The 22,447-nt window shown below is 53.2% G+C and carries 18 protein-coding genes; 7 read left to right on the top strand and 11 right to left on the bottom strand.

Features of this window, described 5'->3' with window-relative positions; genetic code table 11:
- Positions 1–14 precede the first annotated feature (14 nt).
- Positions 15–1,199, top strand: coding sequence for a hypothetical protein (locus OEL83_08170; protein MDK9707012.1), 1,185 nt, complete (start codon positions 15–17; stop codon positions 1,197–1,199).
- 57 nt (positions 1,200–1,256) lie between these two features.
- Here the strand turns inward: OEL83_08170 and OEL83_08165 are convergent, their stop codons facing one another.
- Both OEL83_08165 and OEL83_08160 read right to left on the bottom strand, forming a co-directional pair.
- Positions 1,257–2,636 (bottom strand): sigma-54 dependent transcriptional regulator, encoded by a 1,380-nt coding sequence (locus OEL83_08165; protein ID MDK9707011.1) that lies wholly within the window; start codon positions 2,634–2,636, stop codon positions 1,257–1,259.
- Positions 2,614–4,950: a PAS domain S-box protein gene (locus OEL83_08160; GenBank protein MDK9707010.1), complete on the bottom strand. Its 2,337-nt coding sequence runs from the start codon at positions 4,948–4,950 to the stop codon at positions 2,614–2,616. Before OEL83_08160 ends, OEL83_08165 begins: the two co-directional genes overlap by 23 nt.
- Before the next feature lie 281 nt (positions 4,951–5,231).
- Between OEL83_08160 and OEL83_08155 the strand changes: the two genes are divergently transcribed.
- The 5 genes from OEL83_08155 to OEL83_08135 all read left to right on the top strand — a co-directional run bounded on the left by OEL83_08155 (position 5,232) and on the right by OEL83_08135 (position 10,302).
- Positions 5,232–5,624: a universal stress protein gene (locus OEL83_08155; protein ID MDK9707009.1), complete on the top strand. Its 393-nt coding sequence runs from the start codon at positions 5,232–5,234 to the stop codon at positions 5,622–5,624.
- 376 nt (positions 5,625–6,000) lie between these two features.
- Positions 6,001–6,654, top strand: coding sequence for a cobalamin-dependent protein (locus OEL83_08150; protein MDK9707008.1), 654 nt, complete (start codon positions 6,001–6,003; stop codon positions 6,652–6,654).
- Complete coding sequence (locus OEL83_08145; GenBank protein MDK9707007.1) at positions 6,651–7,649, top strand: uroporphyrinogen decarboxylase family protein; 999 nt, start codon at positions 6,651–6,653, stop codon at positions 7,647–7,649. The genes OEL83_08150 and OEL83_08145 overlap by 4 nt, the downstream gene beginning before the upstream one ends.
- A 9-nt stretch (positions 7,650–7,658) precedes the next feature.
- Positions 7,659–8,258 carry a DUF1638 domain-containing protein gene (locus tag OEL83_08140; protein MDK9707006.1) on the top strand — a complete coding sequence of 200 codons (600 nt, stop codon included), beginning with the start codon at positions 7,659–7,661 and terminating at the stop codon, positions 8,256–8,258.
- On the top strand, positions 8,248–10,302 hold the full coding sequence (locus OEL83_08135) for an ATP-binding protein (GenBank protein MDK9707005.1): 2,055 nt from the start codon (positions 8,248–8,250) through the stop codon (positions 10,300–10,302). Before OEL83_08140 ends, OEL83_08135 begins: the two co-directional genes overlap by 11 nt.
- Positions 10,303–10,413: 111 nt before the next feature.
- Here the strand turns inward: OEL83_08135 and OEL83_08130 are convergent, their stop codons facing one another.
- The 4 genes from OEL83_08130 to OEL83_08115 form a co-directional block, all read right to left on the bottom strand.
- Positions 10,414–11,448 carry an energy-coupling factor ABC transporter ATP-binding protein gene (locus OEL83_08130; GenBank protein ID MDK9707004.1) on the bottom strand — a complete coding sequence of 345 codons (1,035 nt, stop codon included), beginning with the start codon at positions 11,446–11,448 and terminating at the stop codon, positions 10,414–10,416.
- A complete protein-coding gene (locus OEL83_08125; GenBank protein ID MDK9707003.1) occupies positions 11,438–12,142 on the bottom strand; it encodes an ABC transporter permease in 705 nt (234 codons plus the stop codon). Before OEL83_08125 ends, OEL83_08130 begins: the two co-directional genes overlap by 11 nt.
- A 127-nt stretch (positions 12,143–12,269) precedes the next feature.
- The gene (locus tag OEL83_08120) at positions 12,270–13,166 is read right to left on the bottom strand and encodes a substrate-binding domain-containing protein (GenBank protein ID MDK9707002.1); all 897 of its coding nucleotides are present in this window, start codon (positions 13,164–13,166) and stop codon (positions 12,270–12,272) included.
- A 4-nt stretch (positions 13,167–13,170) separates the two neighbouring features.
- A complete protein-coding gene (locus OEL83_08115) occupies positions 13,171–14,109 on the bottom strand; it encodes a helix-turn-helix transcriptional regulator (protein MDK9707001.1) in 939 nt (312 codons plus the stop codon).
- Positions 14,110–14,741: 632 nt separating this feature from the next.
- Here OEL83_08115 and OEL83_08110 point away from each other — a divergent pair.
- Positions 14,742–16,034, top strand: a complete 1,293-nt coding sequence (locus OEL83_08110; protein ID MDK9707000.1) for an acetyl-CoA C-acetyltransferase — start codon at positions 14,742–14,744, stop codon at positions 16,032–16,034.
- A 102-nt stretch (positions 16,035–16,136) separates the two neighbouring features.
- Here OEL83_08110 and amt read toward each other — a convergent pair whose 3' ends face one another.
- From amt to OEL83_08085, 5 genes are all read right to left on the bottom strand, one after another.
- Complete coding sequence (gene amt, locus OEL83_08105; GenBank protein MDK9706999.1) at positions 16,137–17,495, bottom strand: ammonium transporter; 1,359 nt, start codon at positions 17,493–17,495, stop codon at positions 16,137–16,139.
- A 69-nt stretch (positions 17,496–17,564) separates the two neighbouring features.
- Positions 17,565–17,903: a P-II family nitrogen regulator gene (locus OEL83_08100; GenBank protein ID MDK9706998.1), complete on the bottom strand. Its 339-nt coding sequence runs from the start codon at positions 17,901–17,903 to the stop codon at positions 17,565–17,567.
- A gap of 878 nt (positions 17,904–18,781) precedes the next feature.
- Positions 18,782–20,722 (bottom strand): DUF3732 domain-containing protein, encoded by a 1,941-nt coding sequence (locus OEL83_08095; GenBank protein MDK9706997.1) that lies wholly within the window; start codon positions 20,720–20,722, stop codon positions 18,782–18,784.
- Positions 20,719–21,201 carry a hypothetical protein gene (locus tag OEL83_08090; protein MDK9706996.1) on the bottom strand — a complete coding sequence of 161 codons (483 nt, stop codon included), beginning with the start codon at positions 21,199–21,201 and terminating at the stop codon, positions 20,719–20,721. The genes OEL83_08095 and OEL83_08090 overlap by 4 nt, the downstream gene beginning before the upstream one ends.
- On the bottom strand, positions 21,202–22,380 hold the full coding sequence (locus tag OEL83_08085) for a hypothetical protein (GenBank protein MDK9706995.1): 1,179 nt from the start codon (positions 22,378–22,380) through the stop codon (positions 21,202–21,204).
- Between the last annotated feature and the right edge of the window lie 67 nt (positions 22,381–22,447).

Here is a 22,447-nt window from a genome sequence, read left to right as displayed (position 1 = left end):
TATCTTAATAAGTTATGACTCATTCCTTTACCAATCGCACAGTACGCATATACCTCCTCAACACCAGCCTGGCCTGCTTGCTGCTGCTCACCATTCTGGTCCTTCTCAACTACGTGGTTGATCCGTACTACACCCACCAATGGGACAGCGCACTGATGGAACGCCTGAATCCGGCCCAACAGAAGATCATGCCCTGGGCCAAGACCTACGCTGCCTACCGCTATCAGCCGGAGGTGGCCTACCTCGGCAGCTCAAGGACCGAGATCGGTCTCCCGGCGGAAAGCCCGGTCTTTTCAGGGAAGCGGGTCTTCAACCTGGCCCTCAGCGGCGCCTCGGTGGGCGATGCGATAAACATGCTGCGCCATACCAGCTTCTTTCACCGCCCGGAAACCGTTGTCTGGGGCCTGGATTACGGCTGGCAATTCCGCGAAAAATCCGGCAACACCGATTTCTCAAGCGAACTGGTCGCCAAGGGACCGTACTACCCGCTCCGGCGGGCCCTGTTGAATATCAAGCGGGCAATTTCGATGGCGATGACGGTGGATACCCTGAAGATCCTGCTCGGCTATTCCGAACAGAGCTGCCGGTCGCTTCTCGCCTCCTTCGGCCACAAATCTGCACAGTGCCTGGAAATCATCATGCGCAACGAAGGCGGCACGGAAAAGGCCTTTGAGGAGGTCTTAAAGAAAAAGGCCCCGCTGGGAAAGCCAGAAGACGTCCCCGCCACCACCGAGCTTCTCGGCAGGGTGCTCGGTGAATATTGCCGGCAGGGCACCGTATTTCGCCTGTACATCCAGCCGATTCACGCCCTTGCTGAGCTATCGTACTGGGCGACGCTTGAGGATGATGTCGACGACTGGAAAAGGGCATTGGTACGGATGACCGACGCCCAAAGACAGGCTGGATGCAACATAGAACTCTTTGATTTTTCAGGCTTTAACAGCATAACCACCGAGGATATCCCCCAGGTGACCGGCAAGGCCGACATGCAGCACTACTGGGAGCAGTCCCATTATCGCGGTGAAGTCGGCCTGAAAATTATTGAGGAATTATTTGCGGGAAAAGGGAGGGAGGTGGCAAAGCCGTTTGGTGTTCTCCTGCGCGGCGATACCATTGAAGAGCACCTCCGCGACTTTCGCCAAAAGCGCCTGCAGTATCTTGCCGACCACCCACAGGAGACTGCCGACATCACCCACTAGCACCTCACTGTACCGAGGCCCAAGCGGCCTGCTTACAATGCCGGCCCGGCTGCGCTCTCAGGTAAACTCGACGTCGTGCTTTTGAAAGAGCTGATACAACCGGGTCCGCGATATCCCGGAAAGCCGTGCCGCCTCGCTGACATTGCCGCCCGAGGCAAACTTCAGCCGACGCAGATACTCGGACTCGCAAACACTTTTATGGGCGGCCCAAGTCGGCAATCGCTGGGATGCCTCACCGGCAGCTACCGGCTTGGCCTTGACCCCGGCCCGCGCCTGCCGCACCCGAAATCTCTCCGGCAGATGGATGGCAAAACAGGTTGGGCCAAGCAAGGGGTTGGTAAAGACGTGCTCCATGGTCTGGTAGAGTTCGCGCACATTGCCCGGCCAACCGTAGGCGTCCAGGGCATCAAAGAAATCATCGGCGATCCCCTTCACCTCCATGCCGTAGCGCTGACAGAGCTTGGCGGTGAAATGTAGGGCCAGTTCCCGAACATCCCGGTCGCGGTTCTTCAGTTCCGGCAACTCAATGGTAAAGGCCTGCAGGCGAAACAACAGGTCCTCGCGAAAGGTGCCGTTGTGCACGCATTCCAGGAGATTTCTGTTGGTCGCGGCAACCACCCGGAAGTCGCTGTATAGGTGTTTTGTCGAGCCCACCGGCCGGTATTCATGCTCCTGCAGGAGGCGAAGAAAGGTCTTCTGAATGCTTAAGGGGAGTTCGCCCACCTCATCGAGGAAAAGCGTCCCCTGATGGGCATGTTTGACCAGGCCGTCCTGGGCCGTATCGGCGTTGGTGAAGGCCCCCTTGACGTGACCGAAGAGGGTGCTTTCAATAAGGGTTTCCGGCAGGGCGGCGCAATCAACCACGACGAAGTTTTTGTCAGCCCTGGCACTATTTTCGTGGATGGCCCTGGCAAACAGCTCCTTGCCGGTACCGGTCGCTCCGGTCACTAGGACGCTGACATCGGAGGCGGCGGCACGGGCCACCAGATCAAGACAGCGGCGCATGGCCGGGCTGCTGCCGATAATCCTGTCCCGCTTCAAGGATACCAGAAAAGTCGCCACCTTGAGTTTTTCTTTGCGGTATTGCAGGACACGCATCAGCTGCAGAGACAGGTCACGGATAACATAGGGCTTTTCGATATAGGTCCAGGCGCCGCTGACAACCGCCTTCTCCGCCCCGTCCGCCTCGCCCTGACCGGTGATGATGATGACCTCGGGCTTGGTCGCCGCACCGGTTATCATTGGAATATAATCAAGGCCATTGCCATCCGGCAGCTGCACATCGAGCAGGACGACGTCGATCGGTTCCTTCAGCAACAGCAACAAACCGTCGCGCAGATTGCCGGCGGAGGCGACTTCGTGCCCCCTTTCGATCAACTGGTCGGTGAGCATCTCCACTAGAATACGATCATCGTCAATTATCAGAATTCCTGCCATAATCCAGCGCCTTCCGAATTGCTTGTTGAAGTTTCCCCTTCTTTACCGGCTTGAGGATAAAGTCGCGAATCCCCCTCTGCCGGGCCCGATGCACATCGAAATTATCACTATGACCGGTTACCATGATGACCGGTATGTCCGGCCGTAAGGCCAGCACTTCACGGGCAAGCTCCGCCCCGGTCATATTGGGCATCAGCATGTCGGTCAGTACCAGGTCGCAGCAATGGGGATCCTCGCGGAAATGCTTCACCGCGGCAATACTGTCGTTAAAAACCAGCACCTTATACCCGGCCTCCTCAAGGATCATCCGCAACACTTCGCTCACTGGAATCTCATCGTCGACGACCATTATCCTCTCACCGCCGCCACTGGCGATGACCGGGATCTTCTTCCGGGTCTCGATGTCCCGGCCATCAACAGCCAGATATACATGAAAGGTTGATCCGGCACCGACTGTGCTGGTAACGAAGATCTCTCCCTTATGCTTTTTGATAATCCCATGAACCACAGCAAGACCGAGGCCGGTACCCTGCTCCTTTCTCTTGGTGGTGAAAAACGGATCGAAGATTCTATCCAGTTTCTCCGCCTCTATGCCACAGCCGGTATCACTGACCTCCAGATCAAGATAGGCACTTGGCCCAACCCCGCCGCCACCTCCCAGGCCATTCATCTCGCCCCGGATCTCCGACAACTTGATGAAAATTTGCCCGTGGTTGTCGCCGATCGCCTGTTTGGCGTTGGTGCAGAGGTTCATTACCACCTGATATATCTGCCCGGGATCGGCAAAGATCGAACGACAGGTAGTATCGATGTCATGCTGCAGACTGATAGTCGCAGGCAGGGAGGGTCGTAATAATTTGATTACCTCCTTAATAAGGTACTGCAACTTGAGCAATCTGAACTGGCCATAACTCTCTTTGCGGCTAAAGGTGAGGATCTGTTTCACCAGATCAACGGCCCGGTCACCTCCCGCCAGCACCTGCTCGATATCTTTTCTCGCCGGGTGTTCCGGTGCCAGCCGGTCCTTGGCTATCTCACCGTAGCCAATCATTGCCGCAAGGATATTATTGAAATCATGGGCAATCCCTCCAGCAAGGGTCCCCAGGGCCTCCATCTTCATCGCCTGATGGAGCTGTTGCTCTAGCAACTCTTCGCGGGTGGCATCGCGCTTTAAGGCGACAAAATTGATAATCTCTCCGGCGGCATCGAGCACCGGGGAAATTGTTGCATCCTCCTTGTACAGGGTGCCATTCTTTCGGCGATTGGTCAACCGGCCCCGCCATACCTGTTTATTAAGGAGGGTCTGCCACATATCCTGGTAAAATTGCCGGTTATGGACCCCACTCTTTTGGATATTGGCTTTCTGTCCGATCGCCTCCGCCCGGGTATACCCGGAAGTGCTTTCAAAGGCCGGGTTGACATACTGAATCTCCCCCTGACGATCGACGATGACCACCGATTCCGATGCCTGTTCGATAGCCGCCATTAAGCGGTTTTTCTCCGACTCGTTCTGCAGATGCTCGGTGACATCGCGGGCAACATGAACCAAGAGGCGCATCTTGCCATCATCAGAGAAGATCGGGAATGATGATATATTGAATGTTTTCGAGAGACTCTCATAGTGAACCATCCCCGAATGCGGGCAGGCATCGTGGGCGGTTTCCTTGACCGGGCAGCCCTGGCAGGGATGATTTCTGCCAAGAAAAACCTCATGGCATTTTTTCCCTTTGAGTTCCCCGAGCCGGTAGCCAAAGAGGCGGTGTGCGACCTTGTTGGCCCGGACAATGCGCATCTCACCGTCCTGAATGGTAACAATGTCCTGCAAGGCATCTACCGTTGTTTCCCACTCGCTCTTGGCCTGGAAAATCTGCGCATTGACTACATTCTTCCCTACAAATTCCGTCACATCGGTAAGGGTCATAAACACCAGGCCTGCCCAGCTATCGTCTTCCCGGCCCGGCTTCAGAGTGGCGCTCAGCCACAGGGTCTCACTAGCCGGTAAGCGCCGCAAACCAAAGATAAACGGGACCTTGACCTCCTCATCCTCTGACCATTGCCGGAAAGGAAAATTCGTTTCCGACCGGGGAGTTCCGTCGGCATTGATGACCCCAAAACCAAGTTCACTGAGTCGGCGACCGCTAGCTTTTCCGGGAGGGATTCCCAGCAGGCGCTCCAAAGCGCTGTTGCAGACGGCTATTGCCGCAGCATTATCAAACACTGCCACGGGAGCACCAAGATGTTCCACAAAGGTGCGCAGAGTGGCATATTCATTGCCCGTATTGGCCAAAATCCCCCCATTTTTCACCGCCGGCATCGAACAACTCCCCGTATTCGCTTCCATTGTCTAAAAGTATATACGCGGAAAAACAAATACCAAAGGAATTATTGATCGTTTTTCATACTTTACTCCTACAGGAATATGGTAATATTGGCCAGCGTCGTGAGCTGGCCAGCTCCCGATAAGCGTGTTTCTTTGTAATACGGCCACACGGAATACATCTCATAGCTAAAAATTTTAAGCAGATACGATGCAAATAACTTTTTCCGAGAAACCATTTCTCTTAAGGATTTATCTTTTACTGGAGGCAGTAACACATGAAAATTCTGGTAGGCTATAAAGGTGTCAACATCGGCAAGGATCTGCTTGAACTGGCGGCGCAACACGCCAGGGCCTTTGCCGGCGAGGTGCAACTGGTCACATCTTTGCCGGGCGGCGACAAAACCACCAAGGAACAGGTGGTCGACGCCGAAGAAAATTTGGAAGCGGCGAAAAAATTCCTTACTGATCGTGGCATACGCAACGAAAGCCATCTCCTGATCCGGGGCAAAACCGCCGGCGAGGATATCGTCTCCTTTGCCAACGACAATAATTGCGGAGAGGTTATTATCGGTGTAAAAAGCAGGTCAAAAGTCGGCAAGATTCTCTTCGGTTCAACTGCTCAGTATGTCATCCTCAAGGCGGTGTGTCCAGTGGTTTCAGTGAAATAGCGCCGGATCCGCTGACTGTTCCAACGAAGGCGAAAGGCTCCTTAATACCCCTGAAGCGATACAGCGGATATAAGGAGCCTGCCGGACTCATTCCATCTACCCACCAAGAAGCCAGCAGTGACCAAAGCTGTCACACTGGAAATCTTGGTTTCAACCAGACGCAAACCGCCTGTCGCAGAATATCCAGAAAACATCTCTGCCGGCGCAACATCCCCCTATTCAATATGGATACAGAGCACTCCTCAATCAGGAAAGAAAGCTCTGTTCATAAATCCGATCAAGGTAATTTGACATTTCACTCCCATCCTTGATATCCCATAGTATACATTTTTAAAATGACATAGGCTTACAGGAATATCCCTTTTGAGAATGCACTATGGATTTGACAATCGCACAAAGAAGTCTGCTTGAGGCTATCCTCGTGGGCGACCAAATGTCTGCCGTGCTTCAGCTCGATAGATTGGCCGAGCATTACCAATACCAGAGAGTCATTACCGAGGTTTTGGAGCCAGTATTGGAAGAGATAGGTAACCGTTGGGTAGCTGAGCGAATAAGTCTTGCCGCTGGATATTTGGCCGGTAAAATTGCAGAAGACACCCTCAAGAAAGCACTTGCCTGTCAAGAAGTCGTGCCCGGAAACAAAGGACCGGTTGTCATCGGCAATGTGGAGGACGACTACCACTCGCTTGGCCGGAAGATGGTGGGAATTTTTCTGCAAACCGCCGGCTGGAAGGTTGTTGACCTTGGAAACGATGTTATGGCCGAGGATTTTGTGGCCGCAGCATTGCAGCACGGTGCGCCGTTGATCGGTGCCTCTGCCATGATGTTCACCACGGCAATGAACATCAAGAAGATCCGTCAGGAGATTGATGGCCGAGGGTTGAAAGGGCAAATCCGCCTTGCAGTAGGGGGAGCGGTATTCAAGATTCGTCCCGAATTGGTGGAGGAGGTCGGGGGAGAAGGAACGGCAGTCACTGCCGTTGAAGCGCCGCGATTGATGGAGCGCCTCCTCCATGAGGTGACCGGATGAACTCCTTTGAACGTGTACTTGCCGCGCTGCATGGCACGCCGCAAACCAGGCCACCATTTACGCTGACCTTATCCCTGTATGGGGCCAAACTTACTGGTTGCGCCCTTGCCGATTACTACCGCCATCCCGAACGGTATGCCGAGGGGCAGATGGCGGTGACGGAGCTCTGCGCGCCGGATATCATTTTTTCCCCGTTCGCCCTTCCTCTTGAGGCTGAGGCCTTTGGCAGCGAGTTGAAGTTCCTGCCTTGCAACCCCCCGAATGTCAGAAAACCGGCGGGGGCATTTCCACTGGATACATCGCCCGATGTGAACAGCCATCCGAGTCTCATCTACCTTCGTCAGTCCGTACGTTTATTGCGTAAAATTTTTTCTGAAGAAACCCCGATTTGCGGGATTTTAACAGCTCCGGTCGACCTGCCGGCCATTATAATGGGAGTCGATTCCTGGATAGAGGCCCTCGTCCTGAAACCGGAGTTGGCACGAAAAATACTGGAAGTCACCGGGAGCCACTTCGTTTCCATGGCGAATGCCCTCCTGGAGGATGGCGCAGCCTTTATTGCCTTGCCGGTGATGTTCACCCATCCTTCCCTCCTTTATAAAAGATTGATCGATGAATTGATTCTTCCCGCCCTGACCCATAGCTTCAAAGAGGTTAAGGGGCCAATTGTCTTTCACCACGGTGGCAACCCAATTAATTCAACATTAACAGACTATCTGGCATTACCCAACGTCGTGGCCTTTGCCGTAGACCACCGCGATACCCTGGCCGAGGCAAGGTCAATTATTGGACCTGGCCGTCTTTTGCTTGGCAATTTGAATGGACCGACCCTTGCCCGGCTTCCACCTGACGAGATACTCGCCAAGGTCAAAGGCATTCTCACTGATCGTGCAGGTGATCCACACTTCATCTTCGCCACATCGGCTGCAGATGTTCCTTGGGACACGCCACCTGAGTTGGTCAAGGCGATTGCCGAAACGATTACCGCTTTTTGAGAACACTGCATGCAATCCGCCACCATCATATGCTGTTCCGTTCTCCGCATGGAGGTCGAAGATATACTGCGAAGGGAGCTGCCAGATATCGAAGCCATCTTTCTGGACTCCATGCTGCACATGCATCCGGAAAGGCTGCATCGCGTCATGGACGAGTCGCTCGCCACTCTCGGCAACCGCAATTGCCTTTTGATCTATGGTGATTGTCACCCCCATATATGTGACACCGATAAACGCCCGCATTGCAGCAGAACCAAGGCGGTAAACTGTACAGAATTGCTTATGGGTGAAGAATTGTATAGGAGATACCGCCGAAGAAAGGCCTTTGTCTTTCTCCCGGAATGGACTTTGCGCTGGCGGGAAGTCTTCCTGGACGAACTTGGCTTCCGTGAGCCTTCCCTGGCTCGGGAGTTCATGCAGGAAAACAGGAGCGTACTGGTATATATTGACACCGGCATAATTCCGGTGCCACAGAAGGTCCTTGATGAGATCGCCGATTTTTTTGCCATGCCGGTCGAGGTTCTCGCTGTGTCGTTAGATTCCTTGCGTCGGGCTATAGACACAGCGTTGGCGAAATTTGCAGAGCGGAGGCCGGATAATGTCGCTTGACCCCCTCATTCTCAACCTGCAACACGACTTATTGGTAAATATCCTGCCATTTTCAGAGGATATCAATAAATTCGCGGCACAGTTCACCACCCAGCTTCGAGAAATTATTGGTGCTAGAGTCATCGCTCTTTTTGAAAGACAGCGGCAGGGAGAATTCCATTTGGTCGGAGTCTGCCCATCCCGAAAGCGTATTTTTTTCGAACAAGACGAATGCCGACAACTCATCGCCATCGCCGCCAGCATGGAGCAGCCTTTTTTTATTCAATCGAGAGAAGGCGAGGCGGGAGCTTTACTGGAAAAAATTGGCATTCAGACATCTTTTGCCATTCCTTTGGTCACCGGCGGTGAAACCCAGGGGCTTTTGCTCCTTCTCGACCTCATGGATCCTAGAGGCACAGATCAAATATTTGCCACTGTCCGGGAACTTTCGGGACTATTGGCCCTGATCCTGAAAAACGCTTTTCTTTTTCGTAACATGGAATACCTGGTTGCTGAACGTACCCGTGAGCTTGTGGCCAGCGAGGCCCGAGCCCAGAGTATTCTGCGGGCTGCCATGGATGGGTTTCTGATGGTGGGTGGCACTGGCGAAATAATCGATGCCAATGACGCCTACTGCCGTATGAGCGGCTATCCGCGCCAGCAACTGCTGAAAATGAACATCACCGAGCTTAATCATGACACGTCATCTGAGGAGGTTTCTGGACATATTCTGCAGATTCAAACTGGCAATAATATCCGCTTTGAGACAACCCATCGCCGCAACGACGGCAGCCTCCTTCCCCTTGAAGTCAGTGTTCAAGTAAGCCCGGAAAAGGACAACGAGCGGTTTGCATTTTTGCGCGACTTAAGCCTTCAGAAAAAAAGCGAACAGCAGCAGCATCTCCTGCAGGATCAATTGCTGCAAGCACAAAAAATGGAATCTGTCGGCAGGCTCGCCGGTGGGGTTGCCCATGACTTCAATAACATGCTCGGAGTCATTTTGGGGTATGCGGAGTTTATTTTAGAAGGTACGGACAATTCCGACCCTCGCTATGGGCCAATCATTGAGATCACCAAGGCTGCTCGAAGATCAGCCGACCTGACCCGGCAACTGCTGGCCTTTGCCCGGAAGCAGACGGTTATGCCTAAAGTGCTCGACCTCAATGAGACAGTCGGCGGAATGTTGAACATGCTGAAAAGATTGCTTGGCGAGAATATCAGGCTGAACTGGCTTCCAGGGCGGAATCTGCACAGAGTGCGGCTCGACCCTTCGCAAATTGACCAAATTCTCGCCAATCTCTGCGTCAACGCAAGAGACGCCATAAAGGGTACAGGGTACATCACCATCGAAACCACCAACCAGACCATCGACGAAACCTATTGCTCCGGCCATCTGGAAGCTGTTCCCGGCAATTACGTGGTTCTTGCGGTGAGCGACAATGGATGCGGAATGCCCCCCGAGGTGAAAGACCGCATATTCGAGCCGTTTTTTACAACAAAAGGTGTCGGGGAAGGAACCGGCCTGGGACTGGCAACCGTCTACGGTATCGTCAAGCAAAACTCGGGGTTTATCACGGTCTACAGCGAACCCGGACATGGCTCGACATTTCGCCTTATTTTCCCCGCCCACAGAGATCAACAAGAAGTAACGGAGAGGAGCGAGGCAGGAGCCATCGTGGGGGGGAAAGAAACTGTACTTCTGGTAGAAGATGAAAAGGCAATACGCGAGATGACGGCTACGATGTTGTCTCGCCTGGGGTACAAGGTATTGTCGGCTGCCACCCCGAGCGAGGCGATGCAACATGCCTTGGATTATCAAGAGGATATTCATCTCCTATTGACCGATGTCATAATGCCGGAAATGAATGGTCGAGAACTTGCTCGCCAAATTCTTAAACTTCACCCAAAATTGGTATGCATGTTCATGTCAGGCTACACTGCCGATATTATTGCTCATCATGGCGTCCTTGCCCCAGGAGTCAACTTCCTGCAAAAGCCCTTCAGCAAGACCGAACTCAATACCGGAATACGCCAAGCCCTACAGGGGCAAGGCCATGCAGAATAACGACCTCGAGAACCTGGTATCCTCAAGAGTTGTGCTCGCCACAACGAATCGCATTCTACCTGCAGCTCATTCGATGGTGCAGTCCCCATGTATCACCGGAAGAGTGCACTGTCATCTTCCTGGCGAGGGAAGCGTTATCGCCTGATCAGGGATATGTACAAGGACCGTTTCACCGATGAGCGGCGGCCTGCTGGTATACTCAGCCACGGAAAGGAAGATATCAATGATGACGCCGGTATCGACGGTGATCTTTACCCGGCCATTTTCCGCGGTATTTTTCACAACCCTTCCCGGCAGCACATTCATCGGCCGGCCCTCTGCCGGGTCGCCGGGTAAGATGACGAGCTTTGCCGGGTCAAGAAAGAGGCGCACCGTGACACTGCTGCCGGCATGGCCCGCCGCGGGCACGGATATCTGGACATCGTCCGTCAGCCGGCAGACAATCCTCCCCCCGTTTTGCTCCAAGATGACCGCGGAAAAGACGTTTTCGCGCGACACCTCGGACAGTTTGCCGTCCATCAGGGTCAGGGTATGATCGGCCAGCCGCTGCACCTGGGAAAGGGAGTGAGTGGCAAAGATTATTGAGATTTTTTCCTTTCTGTTGGCCCGAGTCAGGATACCTTGGATAATTTCCTGATTCTCGCTGTCGACATTGGCCGTCGGCTCATCGCAGAGAAGCACTTCCGGCTGAACAACCAGGGCCCGTGCCAGGGCAACCCGCTTGGTCTCGCCGCCGGAAAGCCGGTGCGCCGGGGCGGTGGCAAAATCCTGCATGCCGACCATCTCCAGGGCCGCTTCAATACGGTCTTTCCGTTCCTTTCTGCCGACATTGCGCACCTTCAGGCCGAATTCGAGGTTCTTCCATACCGTGCCGGTGAACAATATGGGATATTGATCAAGGAGAACCACCCGCCGCCGCAGGGGCTGCAAGGACCGTTCAACATAACTGACCGGGGCAGACATAAAGCGAATGGTGCCGGTAGTCGGGATGTCGAGAAAAGCAAGGAGATGGAGCAAGGTAGATTTGCCTGCGCCGTTGGGGCCGGTCAAGCTGCAGATTTCTCCGCCGGGGATGGTCAAGGCCGGGATATCGAGAATCGTCCGTCCATAGTGGACCCGGGTGAGCTGGTTGATTTCATACAGCATCGGACCCGACCTTCCCCTGAAAGATATGAAAGAGCAGATTGATGGCAAAGGCCAGGCCCATCAGGATCATCCCCAGGGCAACCGCGAGAACGAACTCGCCCTTGTCGTATTCAAGGGCCATGGCAGTGGTCATGGTCCGGGTGAAACCCTTGGCGTTGCCGCCGAGCATCATCGATATGCCGATCTCGGCAATAACCCGGCCATAGGCGGCGATAACCGCGGCAATGACCCCGAAACGTGCCTCAAAAAAGATGACCCAGGCCATCTGCAGACGATTTGCCCCGAGGGTCAGAGCGGTTAAGCGGTATCTCCTGTCAATCCGGCTTATTGCGGCAATGGTCATCGTCGAAATCACCGGGATGATGAGGATGATCTGCCCGATAATCATGGCCTTCTGGGTATACAGCAAACCGAAGGAGCCGAACATCCCCTTGCGGGAAACGAAGGTGTACACCAGCAGACCGATGACTACCGTCGGCAGGGCGAGGAGGGTGTTGAGACAGGTCAGGGTGAAACGTTTGCCGGGAAAAGTCGTAAAGGCGATGGTAAAACCAAGCGGCAAACCGATTATCGTGGCAAACAGCGTCGCCAGCCCACTCACCTTGAGCGAGCAGCCGACGATGACCAGGAGTTCCTGGTCCCAGGCCATCATCAGCTGCAGGGCGGCTTTAAAGCTCTCGAATAACAATTCCATTGCGCGTGAGGGTCCTCATTTGTTTCCTTTGGAGCGGCATCCACCCCGGACACCCCCGGACGCCAGTCACCTCTACTTCAGACGCAGGCCGCTGTTCCGGCCCGCGCCGCTTGCCATACCAGGATGCCTATTTTATCGCATCGGGAAAGAACAGCTGTTTGCCCTCCAGACGGAAGCCGGCGATGAGCCCCTGCCCCTTCGCCGATACCAGCCAGTTGGCGAATTTCATCGCCATATCGTACTGGACATGCGGATGTTTGGCGGGGTTGACGGGGATAACGCCATAAGGATTGGCAAGAAGTTCGTCACCTTCAAAAAGAATCTCCAGATCAACTGCCGGTTTTTTGCCATACTTGTAGCTGATATAGGTGCCGCGGTCGGCAAGGGCATAGGCCTGTTTTTCCTCGGCATAGGTTATGGTCTTGCCCATGCCCTGGCCAATGGAGATATACCAGCTGTCGGAATCGGCCGGTTTCTTGGCGGGAACCACCGTCTCTTTGCCATCCTTGGTGATCTTCAGGCCATGATCGGCGAGGGGCAGCTTGGTGGCTGCCCACATTTCCTGCTCCTTGGTATGGGTACCGCTATCATCACCGCGCGAAACAAACGGTGCCTTTGCCGCGGCAATTTTCTTCAGTGCCTCGGCGGAATCCTTCAAACCCTTAATGGCGGCAGGATCGGCAGCCGGGCCAATTATGACAAAATCGTTATGCATCACGGCAAAACGTTTGGTGCCGTAGCCCTTCTCAACAAAATCCTTCTCCCGGTCTATAGCATGGACAAAGATGACATCGACATTGCCGTCAATACCATCACGAATCGCCGCACCGGTTCCCTTGGCGATAACCTTGACCTTGATGCCCTCATCCTTTTCAAAGGCCGGCAGCAGGACATCGAGAAGCCCAGAGGACTCAGTGCTGGTGGTGGTCGACATCTTGAGGATTTTCTCCTCCGCCGCCACCGAAGCGGTCGCGCCTGCTACCAGGAAAAACAAACCTGTCACTGCCAAAGCGATTTTTTTCATGTTGTCATTCTCCATTGTTAACATTATCAGGAAAAACCATTGTTCCACACAGCGATAGATCATAGCCGGCAAATGAGTCGGCAAGTTTTCGGAAGGCCGGATCGTGCAGCATGCCCAAAAACTGCTGAACGCCCTGCTCAAAAAAGTGTTCCCTGGCAACCAGGAGGTCAAAGCGTTCCCAGCGAAGGGGTAGAAAATCCAGACCAAGGAGCCCTGCCACTGGACGAATCGCCGGGCCGGCATCGGCCTGACCCGACAAAATTGCCAGGCCCACATCCAAATGCCTGGAAACTTCAGTTTGATAGCCGCTTATCGCCGAGGAGGATATATCGGATTTGGCAATCTCGTAATCAAGCAGCAACCGGGTTCCGGTACCGAGAGGGCGGTTGACGATACGTACCCCTTGGCGGGCGAGATCGGCGATCGATCGGATGTTTTTCGGATTGCCCTTCTGCAGCAGAATCCCTTGTTCACGTTTGCTGAAATTGACGAAGACCGGCAACCGGTCAAGTTCCTTCTCGGCGAAATCGAAATTGTATTCGTTGTTGTCATCCTGAAGCAGGTGACACACACCGATATGACACAAGCCGCGGCGTAAACTTCTCAACCCTCCCATGCTGCCGAGATTGGCGAAAAAGGCGACGATACCGTGGGACTTTTTATGAAAAAGCGACAAGGTCTGGCCAAAAAGAAGATCATCGCTGCCGGCGAGCAACAACCTCCCGGATTCCGCCGACTTTTCCATCTTGTTCTGGCGGAAGTTGAGGATGTTCATCTCCAGCCATTCCTCAACGAGTCTTTGGGGAAACATCCATTTGCCGGTAATCTTCGTCGCCGGCAGGCCCTTATCATTGACCAGGGAATAGACCATCTTTTCGTTGACCTTGAGGAGCTTTGCAACCTCCCGCGTGGTCAGAAATTTCGTATCGTAATTCTGTGCCATTGTGGAATTTTCCTTGCTGTGATCGAAAATGGCGAAACAAGCGGCCTGGAGGATTCAGCTGGGTTGAGCAGCTTGCCTGCTCAAACGAAACCTATGTCCTTGCGGTATAAAGCTGAGTTGAGCAACTTGTTTGCTCAAACGAAACTTATGCCCTTGCGGTATAAAGCTGAGTTGAGCAACTTGTTTGCTCAAACGAAACTTATGCCCTTGCGGTATAACCGCTTAACCACCCTGCATCTCCTTCCGGGAAACACTCCCTCCTTTTACACCCCGCAACGGGGTATAGGTCTATCGCAGAGTATTTTCCTGTTCCTTATGAACGAAAACTATCCGCATGGCACTACATTCCTCCACAAAAGAAGAAATGATTCCCCGGAATACCGCATGATGAGCAGTTAATAAACCCTGAACATCTATCTTACCCATCGAGATCTTGTCAATGATTGCAGGGTTTTTCTCTAATACTTACCAATACCGACCCAAACAAACTCCTAGCTCAATAATGAATTGGCGTTCCCGTCGCATCCCCTACCCTTGACTATATTCTTCCTCTAACGAAGATCTTGCGGTAATATGATTACCTGTCTTTGAGGTATTTTACGTCAACTGTCACATCTTCCCGGGAGGACATCATGGAACGCGTTGTCATAGTCAGTGGAGCTCGAACCGCCGTTGGTAATTTTGGAGGCACACTTAAAGATATTCCAGCGGTAGAGCTGGGTGCCGAGGTGATCAAAGAGGTTTTAAAAAGTGCCAATATCCGGCCGGTATTGAGTAAGGCGATGGAGGCAGGAAAGCCCGCCAAGCTGCAGGATCAAGGACCTATCCCGCTGGAGACCACGGCCGCTGCCTGGGATCAGGGGGCCATCCCTTTAACGATTGATGAAGTCATCATGGGCAATGTCCTGCAAACCGGCCAGGGCCAAAATCCGGCCCGCCAGGCGATGATCCGCGCCGGCATCCCCAAGGAAGCCGCCGCCTTCACCATCAACAAGGTCTGCGGATCGGGTCTCAAGGCCATTACGCTCGCGGCCACGGCAATCATGGCCGGACAGGCTGAGGCAATAATCGCCGGCGGCATGGAAAACATGTCCCTGGTGCCGATGGCCCTGCCGAAGGCCCGCTGGGGATACCGCATGGAGGTCACCGGCCACGGCGAAATCACCGACCTTTTGGTCTTCGACGGTCTGTATGAGAAATTTTACGGCTATCATATGGGCATTACCGCCGAAAATATCGCCAGCAAATACGGCATCAGTCGCCAGGAGCAGGACGAATTGAGCGTTCTCAGCCACGAACGCGCCCGCAGGGCCATCCAGGAAGGCCACTTCAAGAAAGAAATCGTGCCGATCATCATCAAATCCCGCAAAGGTGAGATGGTCGTCGACACCGATGAAAGGCCGATGGAGACCTCCATGGAAAAAATGGGCAGACTCCGCCCGGTCTTTACCAAGGATGGCTCGGTCACCGCCGGCAACGCCTCCGGCATCAACGACGCCGCCGCCGCCGTGCTGGTAATGTCGGCCTCCAAGGCCAAAGAGCTTGGCCTGAAACCGATCCTTGAGATTAAGGGCTTTGCCTCGGGCGGCCTTGATCCCGCCTACATGGGTCTCGGCCCGGTACCGGCCATCCGCACAGCCCTGCAGAAAGCCGGAATGGCGATGAGCGACATCGACATGATCGAACTGAACGAGGCCTTCGCCGCCCAGGCCATTGCCTGCATGCGTGAGCTGAACATCCCCCTCGACCTGCCCAACCAGGTGGGCAGCGGCATTTCCATCGGCCATCCGATCGGCTGCACCGGCGCCCGCCAGGTGGTAACCGGCATGCATATGATGCAGCGGCTCGGCAAGGAACGCGGCCTGTTCAGCATGTGCATCGGCGGCGGCATGGGCATGGCGATGATCGCCGAACGTATCGGCTAAAGCTCCAGCCTTCCTGCCAATAAAAAAGGCCCCGTTCCGGATCTCTCCGGAACGGGGCCTTTTGCGTCGTACTCCTCAGCTAGCTAGCACATTTTCAGGTTATCAATATTTATAAGCAGACTCACCGTGACTGATGGTGTCAAGTCCTTGTCGTTCCTCATCCTCGGTGACCCGCAGGCCGATCACCATATCCACCAGTTTGTAGGCGATGATCGAGACAATACCGGACCAGAGCAGCGTCGTACCAACTGCCCAAAGCTGACTGATCATCTGGGTGCTGGTCGAATAATCGGCAACCTTGTTGGCAACGTAATCGTAGACACCGACCCCGCCGAGATCAGGATTGGCAAAGATTGCGGTCATCAGCGCACCAAGAATTCCACCCACTCCGTGTACTCCGAAGACGTCCAGGGCATCGTCGGCACCGAGCATCTTCTTCAGACCGTTTACTCCCCAGAGACAGATCACACCGGCCATCAGCCCAATCACCAGGGCGCCACCGATTCCGACCCAACCACACGCCGGGGTAATGGCAACCAGTCCGGCAACGGCGCCGGATGCGGCACCAAGCATTGAAGGTTTACCTTTCAGGAACCACTCAGCAAACAGCCAGGAAAGGGCAGCGGCGGCAGTGGCGGTCATCGTGTTACCAAAGGCCAGGGCGGCAAGGCCGGTAGCCTCAAGATTGGAGCCGGCGTTGAAACCGAACCAACCCACCCAAAGAAGGGACGCACCGATCATGGTCATGGTCAAACTGTGGGGAGCCATGGATTCCCTGCCGTAACCAACCCGCTTGCCAACCATGAAGGCCCCAATCAAACCGGCGATGGCGGCATTTATGTGAACAACGGTACCACCGGCGAAGTCAATCGCTCCCTTCTGGAAGAGAAAACCGGCGGTTGCTCCGGCCTTGGCTGCTGCGTCGGCATCGGTATATGCGTCGGGGCCCGCCCAGTACCATACCATATGGGCGATCGGCAGATAGGCGAAGGTGAACCACAGGACAATAAAGGCCAGAACTGCCGAGAATTTCATGCGCTCAGCAAAGGCGCCGAGGATCAGGGCCGGGGTAATTGCTGCAAAGGTCGCCTGAAAGAACACATAGATCAGTTCAGGAATCACAACCCCTTTACTAAAGGTCGCAGCAACCGAGTCAACCGTTATCCCTTTGAGGAATATCTTGCTGAACCCGCCGAAAAAGGCGTTACCCTCGGTAAAGGCCAGGCTGTAGCCGTAAAGTACCCACAACACCATGCACAAAGAAAACACCGTAAAGACCTGCATCAAAACAGAAAGCATATTTTTGGTACGAACCAGACCGCCATAGAACAGAGCGAGGCCGGGGATAGTCATCATCGACACCAACAGGGTGGCAACAATCATCCAGGCGGTATCGCCTTTATTGGGGACCGGTGCATCGGCGGCAACTGCGACACCGGCAAGGTTGGCGACAAGCACCATAACAGCCATGGTAAAGAGAAACAGATGTAACTTTTTCATGAGATCACTCCCTCTGGAATCAGATAGGTATCAGATAGCTTCGCCGCCGGTTTCTCCGGTACGAATACGCATTATTTGCTCAAGATCGAAGACGAAGATTTTTCCATCGCCAATCTGCCCGGTGTGTGCCGCCTTCTTGATCGCCTCAATGGTCTTGCCGAGAAGATCATCGGCAATGGCCGCCTCAATTTTTATCTTCGGTAAAAACTCGACGACGTATTCTGCGCCGCGATAGATCTCGGTATGGCCTTTCTGACGGCCAAACCCCTTCACCTCGGTCACCGTCACCCCGTTGACGCCAACGGAGGTAAGCGCTTCCCGCACATCATTCAGTTTGTATGGCTTGATAATGGCTGTGACAAATTTCATTGGGTATTTCCTCCAACCGCAAGGCCGGCATCTTCAAGTCTGCGGCCAGTATGGTTAATCGTTCACCGGAACACCTGGGAGGGTTTCGACTGGATCAGCCAGACTCTCCGCGGTATCCCGACTTGCTTCTTCCTCTTGCCGACAACTACCGGCTTTCTACACAGCGACTCCTGGACAAATACCGATGCCAGGATACTCCCTCGGGTAATCCTTGTTGAATACCCTCCTGATTTCCCATCTTCCTTCCCTCCTTTTTGGGCGACTGTTTCATCTTGGCAAAGTGAACATTCAACTCATTTCATCCTTGCCCCCACTAAAGCAAGAGAGGTGCCAAAGCTGGATAAATTAATTTAATTGTTTTATTTCAAACAGATGACCACATCAAGGCAGCATACACACAAACTACAAACAATACATATTTGTTGGTTATACTTATTATGTTTTACATAATTGTATGTATTTTTATCTTGTCCGGCGGGGTACTAGGCTACTCATGGTCATGTCATCAGATAGCAAGCCGCCTTAGCGGGGTGGTAAGGGGAGAGAAGGGGAGATACCAAACAGCTGCCTGTGATCATCATTGAGCTGGGCAGGGGGTCGATGGAGCCAAGGAGCATTTTATAAACGATTTGACGGGGGTACGACTGCCGGTTGTTTTGTCAAAAGCGAAGAGAACGTAGCCTTCACCAGTTTATCTGGTGAAAGACGCGGTTGGAATTTGATAATCCGAGGTATGTCTCACATGCCCTGGGAGACTCATGACCCAACCGCCAAGGTTTTTCGAGAGGTCGGTGCCTATGAGGATTTTGGAGCATCGCCCTTTATCTCGTTTGCAAGGAAACGCCCCACCCTATGTGATGTTGGTTGCCATACTTATTCTAATGTATCCAATGCTCTGGCACGAGTTTATTCCCATGTCGCCATTCGTAGCGAACCAAATCCATAAACCATTGGTCAGCAAACCTCGCGTGATCCATCACAATAATTTGAGAGAATTTGTTCTGGGCGCTGATTTCGCTGAGTAACTGGTAGATGTCGCGTACGCGGTTTGCGTCTTCGGATTTGCGTGGGATCAAATTACCTTCTTTGTCCGTATCCTTAAGCTCCTCTGGGAACCATGCTTGACTAGGTTGATCTATAAGAAGTGTTCGTGGGACGGGACAATCGTTTTTGGAGAGGTGGTCATGGATGGCCAATATGCCTGCAAGATGGTAGCAAACCCAATTAGCACCGCTCCCAATTTCTGATAAACTAGTCATTTCGTCGCTGTTCGGGTCGACTTGAACTGTGATCGCTAGGTCTTCGACAGAAATCGATGCATTTCCTTCTTTGAATTCGACTTCCATACGTCTGGCCCAGCTGGTCATACGCGTATCAATTTCGTTTTGTGTTTTCTCTCTCCGTTTCCAAATGGAATTGATCTTTTTCTGTAATTTATCAGCTTCTGAAATGAGGCCAGCCAGCCCCGCATCTTCATCATCCATGTCACCAATGTCAACCGTGCGGAGATATTCCGCAACTCTGCCGAGTAGGCGGTCAATTGCTCTGTCGCCCGCAAGCCACTTTGCATTTTTGGAGATGACTGCAACTGCATCGCGAAGTTTGGCCCTAGCAGCTTCATGTGCTTCCTCCAACGGGACCAAGTCCTCCTCCAATCGAATGCGGGCCTTTCTTGCCTTAACATCAACCTTAAGGGGAACGGCACGAATGTTTTCGAGAGAGGACAGGGTCATTTTCAATTGTTCACGGTGGATCTCTGTGGCAAAGGTGTTTGAGTTACAGACTGGGCAATTTTCACCAACATAAGCTGTGGGTAGGAGGTCTGCAACGGAGAGTTTGTTGATCTGCCTTGCAACAACATCCTGATGAATTTCAGCCGCCTGCTCAAAATCCAACAAGCTCTTAATTCGTTTCCGTTGGTTTTGCACGGCCTTGCGAGTATCCAGTTCGCGAGCCTCTAGTTCGCGGATATTCGGCACGACGGTCGCAATATTGAACCGCTTCTCGTCGTCAACATGAAGATCACGGAGCATCACTAGAAGTTCAGGAACCGATTCTGGTATCTTTCCATCTATCAAGCCCACACCTTGGGCTTCAAGCCACAACTTATGACCTCGCGCGAAGGTATTGGCACGCAATCGTTGTCGTTCCTGTCCGCGCATTTTCAGTTCGCGAATTTTTCCTTTGAGGTGACGAAGTCGGACCCTATCGGAAAGGAACTCCGCATTTTCAATGCCAAGTAAGAATGGAAGAGCGTCAAGCATGTGTCTGCGATGATTTTCAAGATCTAACCCGGGGACGCTTACATATCGGTTGGCGACAATGTCTTGGGGTTGAAAGATTAGAGGAGCAGCATGGCGAATGTTTGCCTCTGCTTGGACAGCCTGCCACGGTTCCTTTGGGTTAGAAAGAACAGCGGCACCGCTGATTCCCGTAAACGAGGAGAGTACATCGCGAATGACTTCACGATTTGACGCCATGTCAGGTACTTCGTCCGGAAAGGTCAGTCTCTTCCCTAACTGGTACCATCCTTGTGTAGACACCTTTGATCCAGGGTCCGGGAGAGGACGCAGGATTATTAATTCGCTATCTGGACCGATGAAATGTCCTCCTACGTGTGATACGGCTTGGCGGATGATGCCCTTTGGAATAGGGCACGATTTGCTCATGAGAACGTAATTGAGGATGTCCAAAACAGCGGATTTTCCTGTCTGGCTATTGCCGGTGATTACATTGACCCCATGGGTGTTGAATTTTAGGACCCGTTTGTCATTTCCGTCTCGCTGGTACAGGATGAGACTCTTTATTCGCCAACTCATGATTCGAACTCCAATCCAAGTGCGCTTGCGATACGAAGGTCATCTTGTTCTGCTCCGATTGTTCCCCCAATGGCTCGGGCAGCACTTCTCACGATTCCTGCAGAACTCGTTATGTCTGGGGAGCAGATCTTTCCTTGAGAACAAAGGCGGCCGTTATTCAAGGATAGCACGCCGGCAGCACTACCAAACGCAAATGCCCTCCAGAACGAGTCTTTCCACGCGAGGATAATATGTTTTGTGTAGCCACGCCACTCACGAGCCCCTTCTCCACGTATCCACCCAGTGAAACTTTGCTTTTGTGTCGGCAACTTTACCAAAGTGGAATTGGTAGCAACGAGCCCGACCCCCAGCATTGCCCAAGGGATGAGGATCCCATCTTGGAGGCTCCGTGCCTTCATGTGGCTCTCGGCCAGCCAATGTAAAACCACTGCAACCGTCATCGGTTCCTGATGGATTTCCGTATCGAGCAGCTGTTCCATTTATTTCCCTCCGTACAATGGGTTCCATCTCACGCGCAAACTATTGCTGAGTTCGTGGTAGCTTCCTTGAGAGAATTCCAGTGGTGGATCAGATCGCCCGAGCCTGGGCTGGTATTTCATGCAAGCAGCATGAACTTGGCGACCGACATTTTTGGCATGTTCTGAGTCCACAACTGGGGCATATTCCTCGTGAGTGGTAACGCAGAACGTACGGAGATCCTTGTCGTGTCTTTCCAGATCCTGAATTTCGTGAGGAGATCCATCTAAGAAGTCTTGTCTTCGAGTCCGAGCTCGGAACCAGCTGTCCAATGCCCTTGTTAAGGTATCGGGTTGGTCACGATCAATGGCTGCAAGCTGCGGGATCAAATGTTGATGATGTTCTATTTGTAGCGCCTTGATGTCGTCGGCACTGTATGCCAACTCAGGGAAGTCGTAAACCCCTGGCGTTGCGTTTCGCGCATGGGCGTCAAGGAATTCTTTGTTCATTTCGCGGACACTAATTTCGAATCCTCCGGAATCGAGAGAGGCCATCAGCCGGGACATGAATGCGCCGACATAGGACTTGCGAACACGTGCGACAATCAATGGAGAAACTGAACGCTGCTCCATAAGAGCCTCATCAAGTTTCTCGTTAGTCGCTGCTAACCGGCCTTGTGAACATGCGATTTCTATTCGGGTGAGAAGTTTTCGGCGTTCTTGAAGGCTGAGTTCCATCCACCGTTGGTAGACTCCTTTCTTATTGAGCTCCTGATTTGGTGCATCTTTCGCTCGTTTGTCCATTTCGTCCAGAAGAGCATCCCAAGGACTCGCGGCGGTGGGTTGGTAACAGGACGCTAAGAGCGAATCCAGGTGGAGGGCAGCAGTCGTCAATAGACGGAGTTTCACCGTCTGTGGTGTCGGCCCTCGCATCCAAGCATCTATCGATTTCCACCAAATTGGGCTTTCTTCGCTGATAGTCTGGTCAAGTTCACTGTGTTTGAGTTGCTCGCAGGACCACACCTCTCCACTAAGAGATGCGACGGATAAGTCGTCGTCAACTTCAATTCGAATTAGCGCCTCGGGTGCCTCGGTGAGACAGCGGAGACATGCTTCTGCCGGTTGCCAAAGGTATCCCGCCAACTGGCCTCCGGCCGAGGTGTTTGCAGCAATCAACGCTTTTTCCTCCGTTTCTGGGATCATGGGAGGAAAGGGGGCACCTTTTCCTCTCTTGTCTCATTCGTACAACATGAGGGCTTAGGCGCGTGGC

The organism is Desulforhopalus sp., from assembly GCA_030247675.1.
Taxonomy (GTDB): domain Bacteria; phylum Desulfobacterota; class Desulfobulbia; order Desulfobulbales; family Desulfocapsaceae; genus Desulforhopalus_A.
The sequence above is the reverse complement of the archived record's forward strand: the minus strand, read 5'-3'. Positions and strand labels throughout refer to the sequence as shown.

What these genes read in the sequence shown, in the direction of transcription:
- OEL83_08095 (MDK9706997.1), bottom strand. Translation starts at nt 20,722, where the DNA reads ATGAGTTGGCGAATAAAGAGTCTCATCCTGTACCAGCGAGACGGAAAT.
- OEL83_08165 (MDK9707011.1), bottom strand. Translation starts at nt 2,636, where the DNA reads ATGGCAGGAATTCTGATAATTGACGATGATCGTATTCTAGTGGAGATG.
- OEL83_08155 (MDK9707009.1), top strand. Translation starts at nt 5,232, where the DNA reads ATGAAAATTCTGGTAGGCTATAAAGGTGTCAACATCGGCAAGGATCTG.
- OEL83_08170 (MDK9707012.1), top strand. Translation starts at nt 15, where the DNA reads ATGACTCATTCCTTTACCAATCGCACAGTACGCATATACCTCCTCAAC.
- OEL83_08125 (MDK9707003.1), bottom strand. Translation starts at nt 12,142, where the DNA reads ATGGAATTGTTATTCGAGAGCTTTAAAGCCGCCCTGCAGCTGATGATG.
- OEL83_08130 (MDK9707004.1), bottom strand. Translation starts at nt 11,448, where the DNA reads ATGCTGTATGAAATCAACCAGCTCACCCGGGTCCACTATGGACGGACG.
- OEL83_08085 (MDK9706995.1), bottom strand. Translation starts at nt 22,380, where the DNA reads ATGATCCCAGAAACGGAGGAAAAAGCGTTGATTGCTGCAAACACCTCG.
- OEL83_08100 (MDK9706998.1), bottom strand. Translation starts at nt 17,903, where the DNA reads ATGAAATTTGTCACAGCCATTATCAAGCCATACAAACTGAATGATGTG.
- OEL83_08090 (MDK9706996.1), bottom strand. Translation starts at nt 21,201, where the DNA reads ATGGAACAGCTGCTCGATACGGAAATCCATCAGGAACCGATGACGGTT.
- OEL83_08115 (MDK9707001.1), bottom strand. Translation starts at nt 14,109, where the DNA reads ATGGCACAGAATTACGATACGAAATTTCTGACCACGCGGGAGGTTGCA.
- OEL83_08140 (MDK9707006.1), top strand. Translation starts at nt 7,659, where the DNA reads ATGCAATCCGCCACCATCATATGCTGTTCCGTTCTCCGCATGGAGGTC.
- OEL83_08135 (MDK9707005.1), top strand. Translation starts at nt 8,248, where the DNA reads ATGTCGCTTGACCCCCTCATTCTCAACCTGCAACACGACTTATTGGTA.
- amt (MDK9706999.1), bottom strand. Translation starts at nt 17,495, where the DNA reads ATGGTGCTTGTCGCCAACCTTGCCGGTGTCGCAGTTGCCGCCGATGCA.
- OEL83_08150 (MDK9707008.1), top strand. Translation starts at nt 6,001, where the DNA reads ATGGATTTGACAATCGCACAAAGAAGTCTGCTTGAGGCTATCCTCGTG.
- OEL83_08110 (MDK9707000.1), top strand. Translation starts at nt 14,742, where the DNA reads ATGGAACGCGTTGTCATAGTCAGTGGAGCTCGAACCGCCGTTGGTAAT.
- OEL83_08160 (MDK9707010.1), bottom strand. Translation starts at nt 4,950, where the DNA reads ATGCCGGCGGTGAAAAATGGGGGGATTTTGGCCAATACGGGCAATGAA.
- OEL83_08145 (MDK9707007.1), top strand. Translation starts at nt 6,651, where the DNA reads ATGAACTCCTTTGAACGTGTACTTGCCGCGCTGCATGGCACGCCGCAA.
- OEL83_08120 (MDK9707002.1), bottom strand. Translation starts at nt 13,166, where the DNA reads ATGAAAAAAATCGCTTTGGCAGTGACAGGTTTGTTTTTCCTGGTAGCA.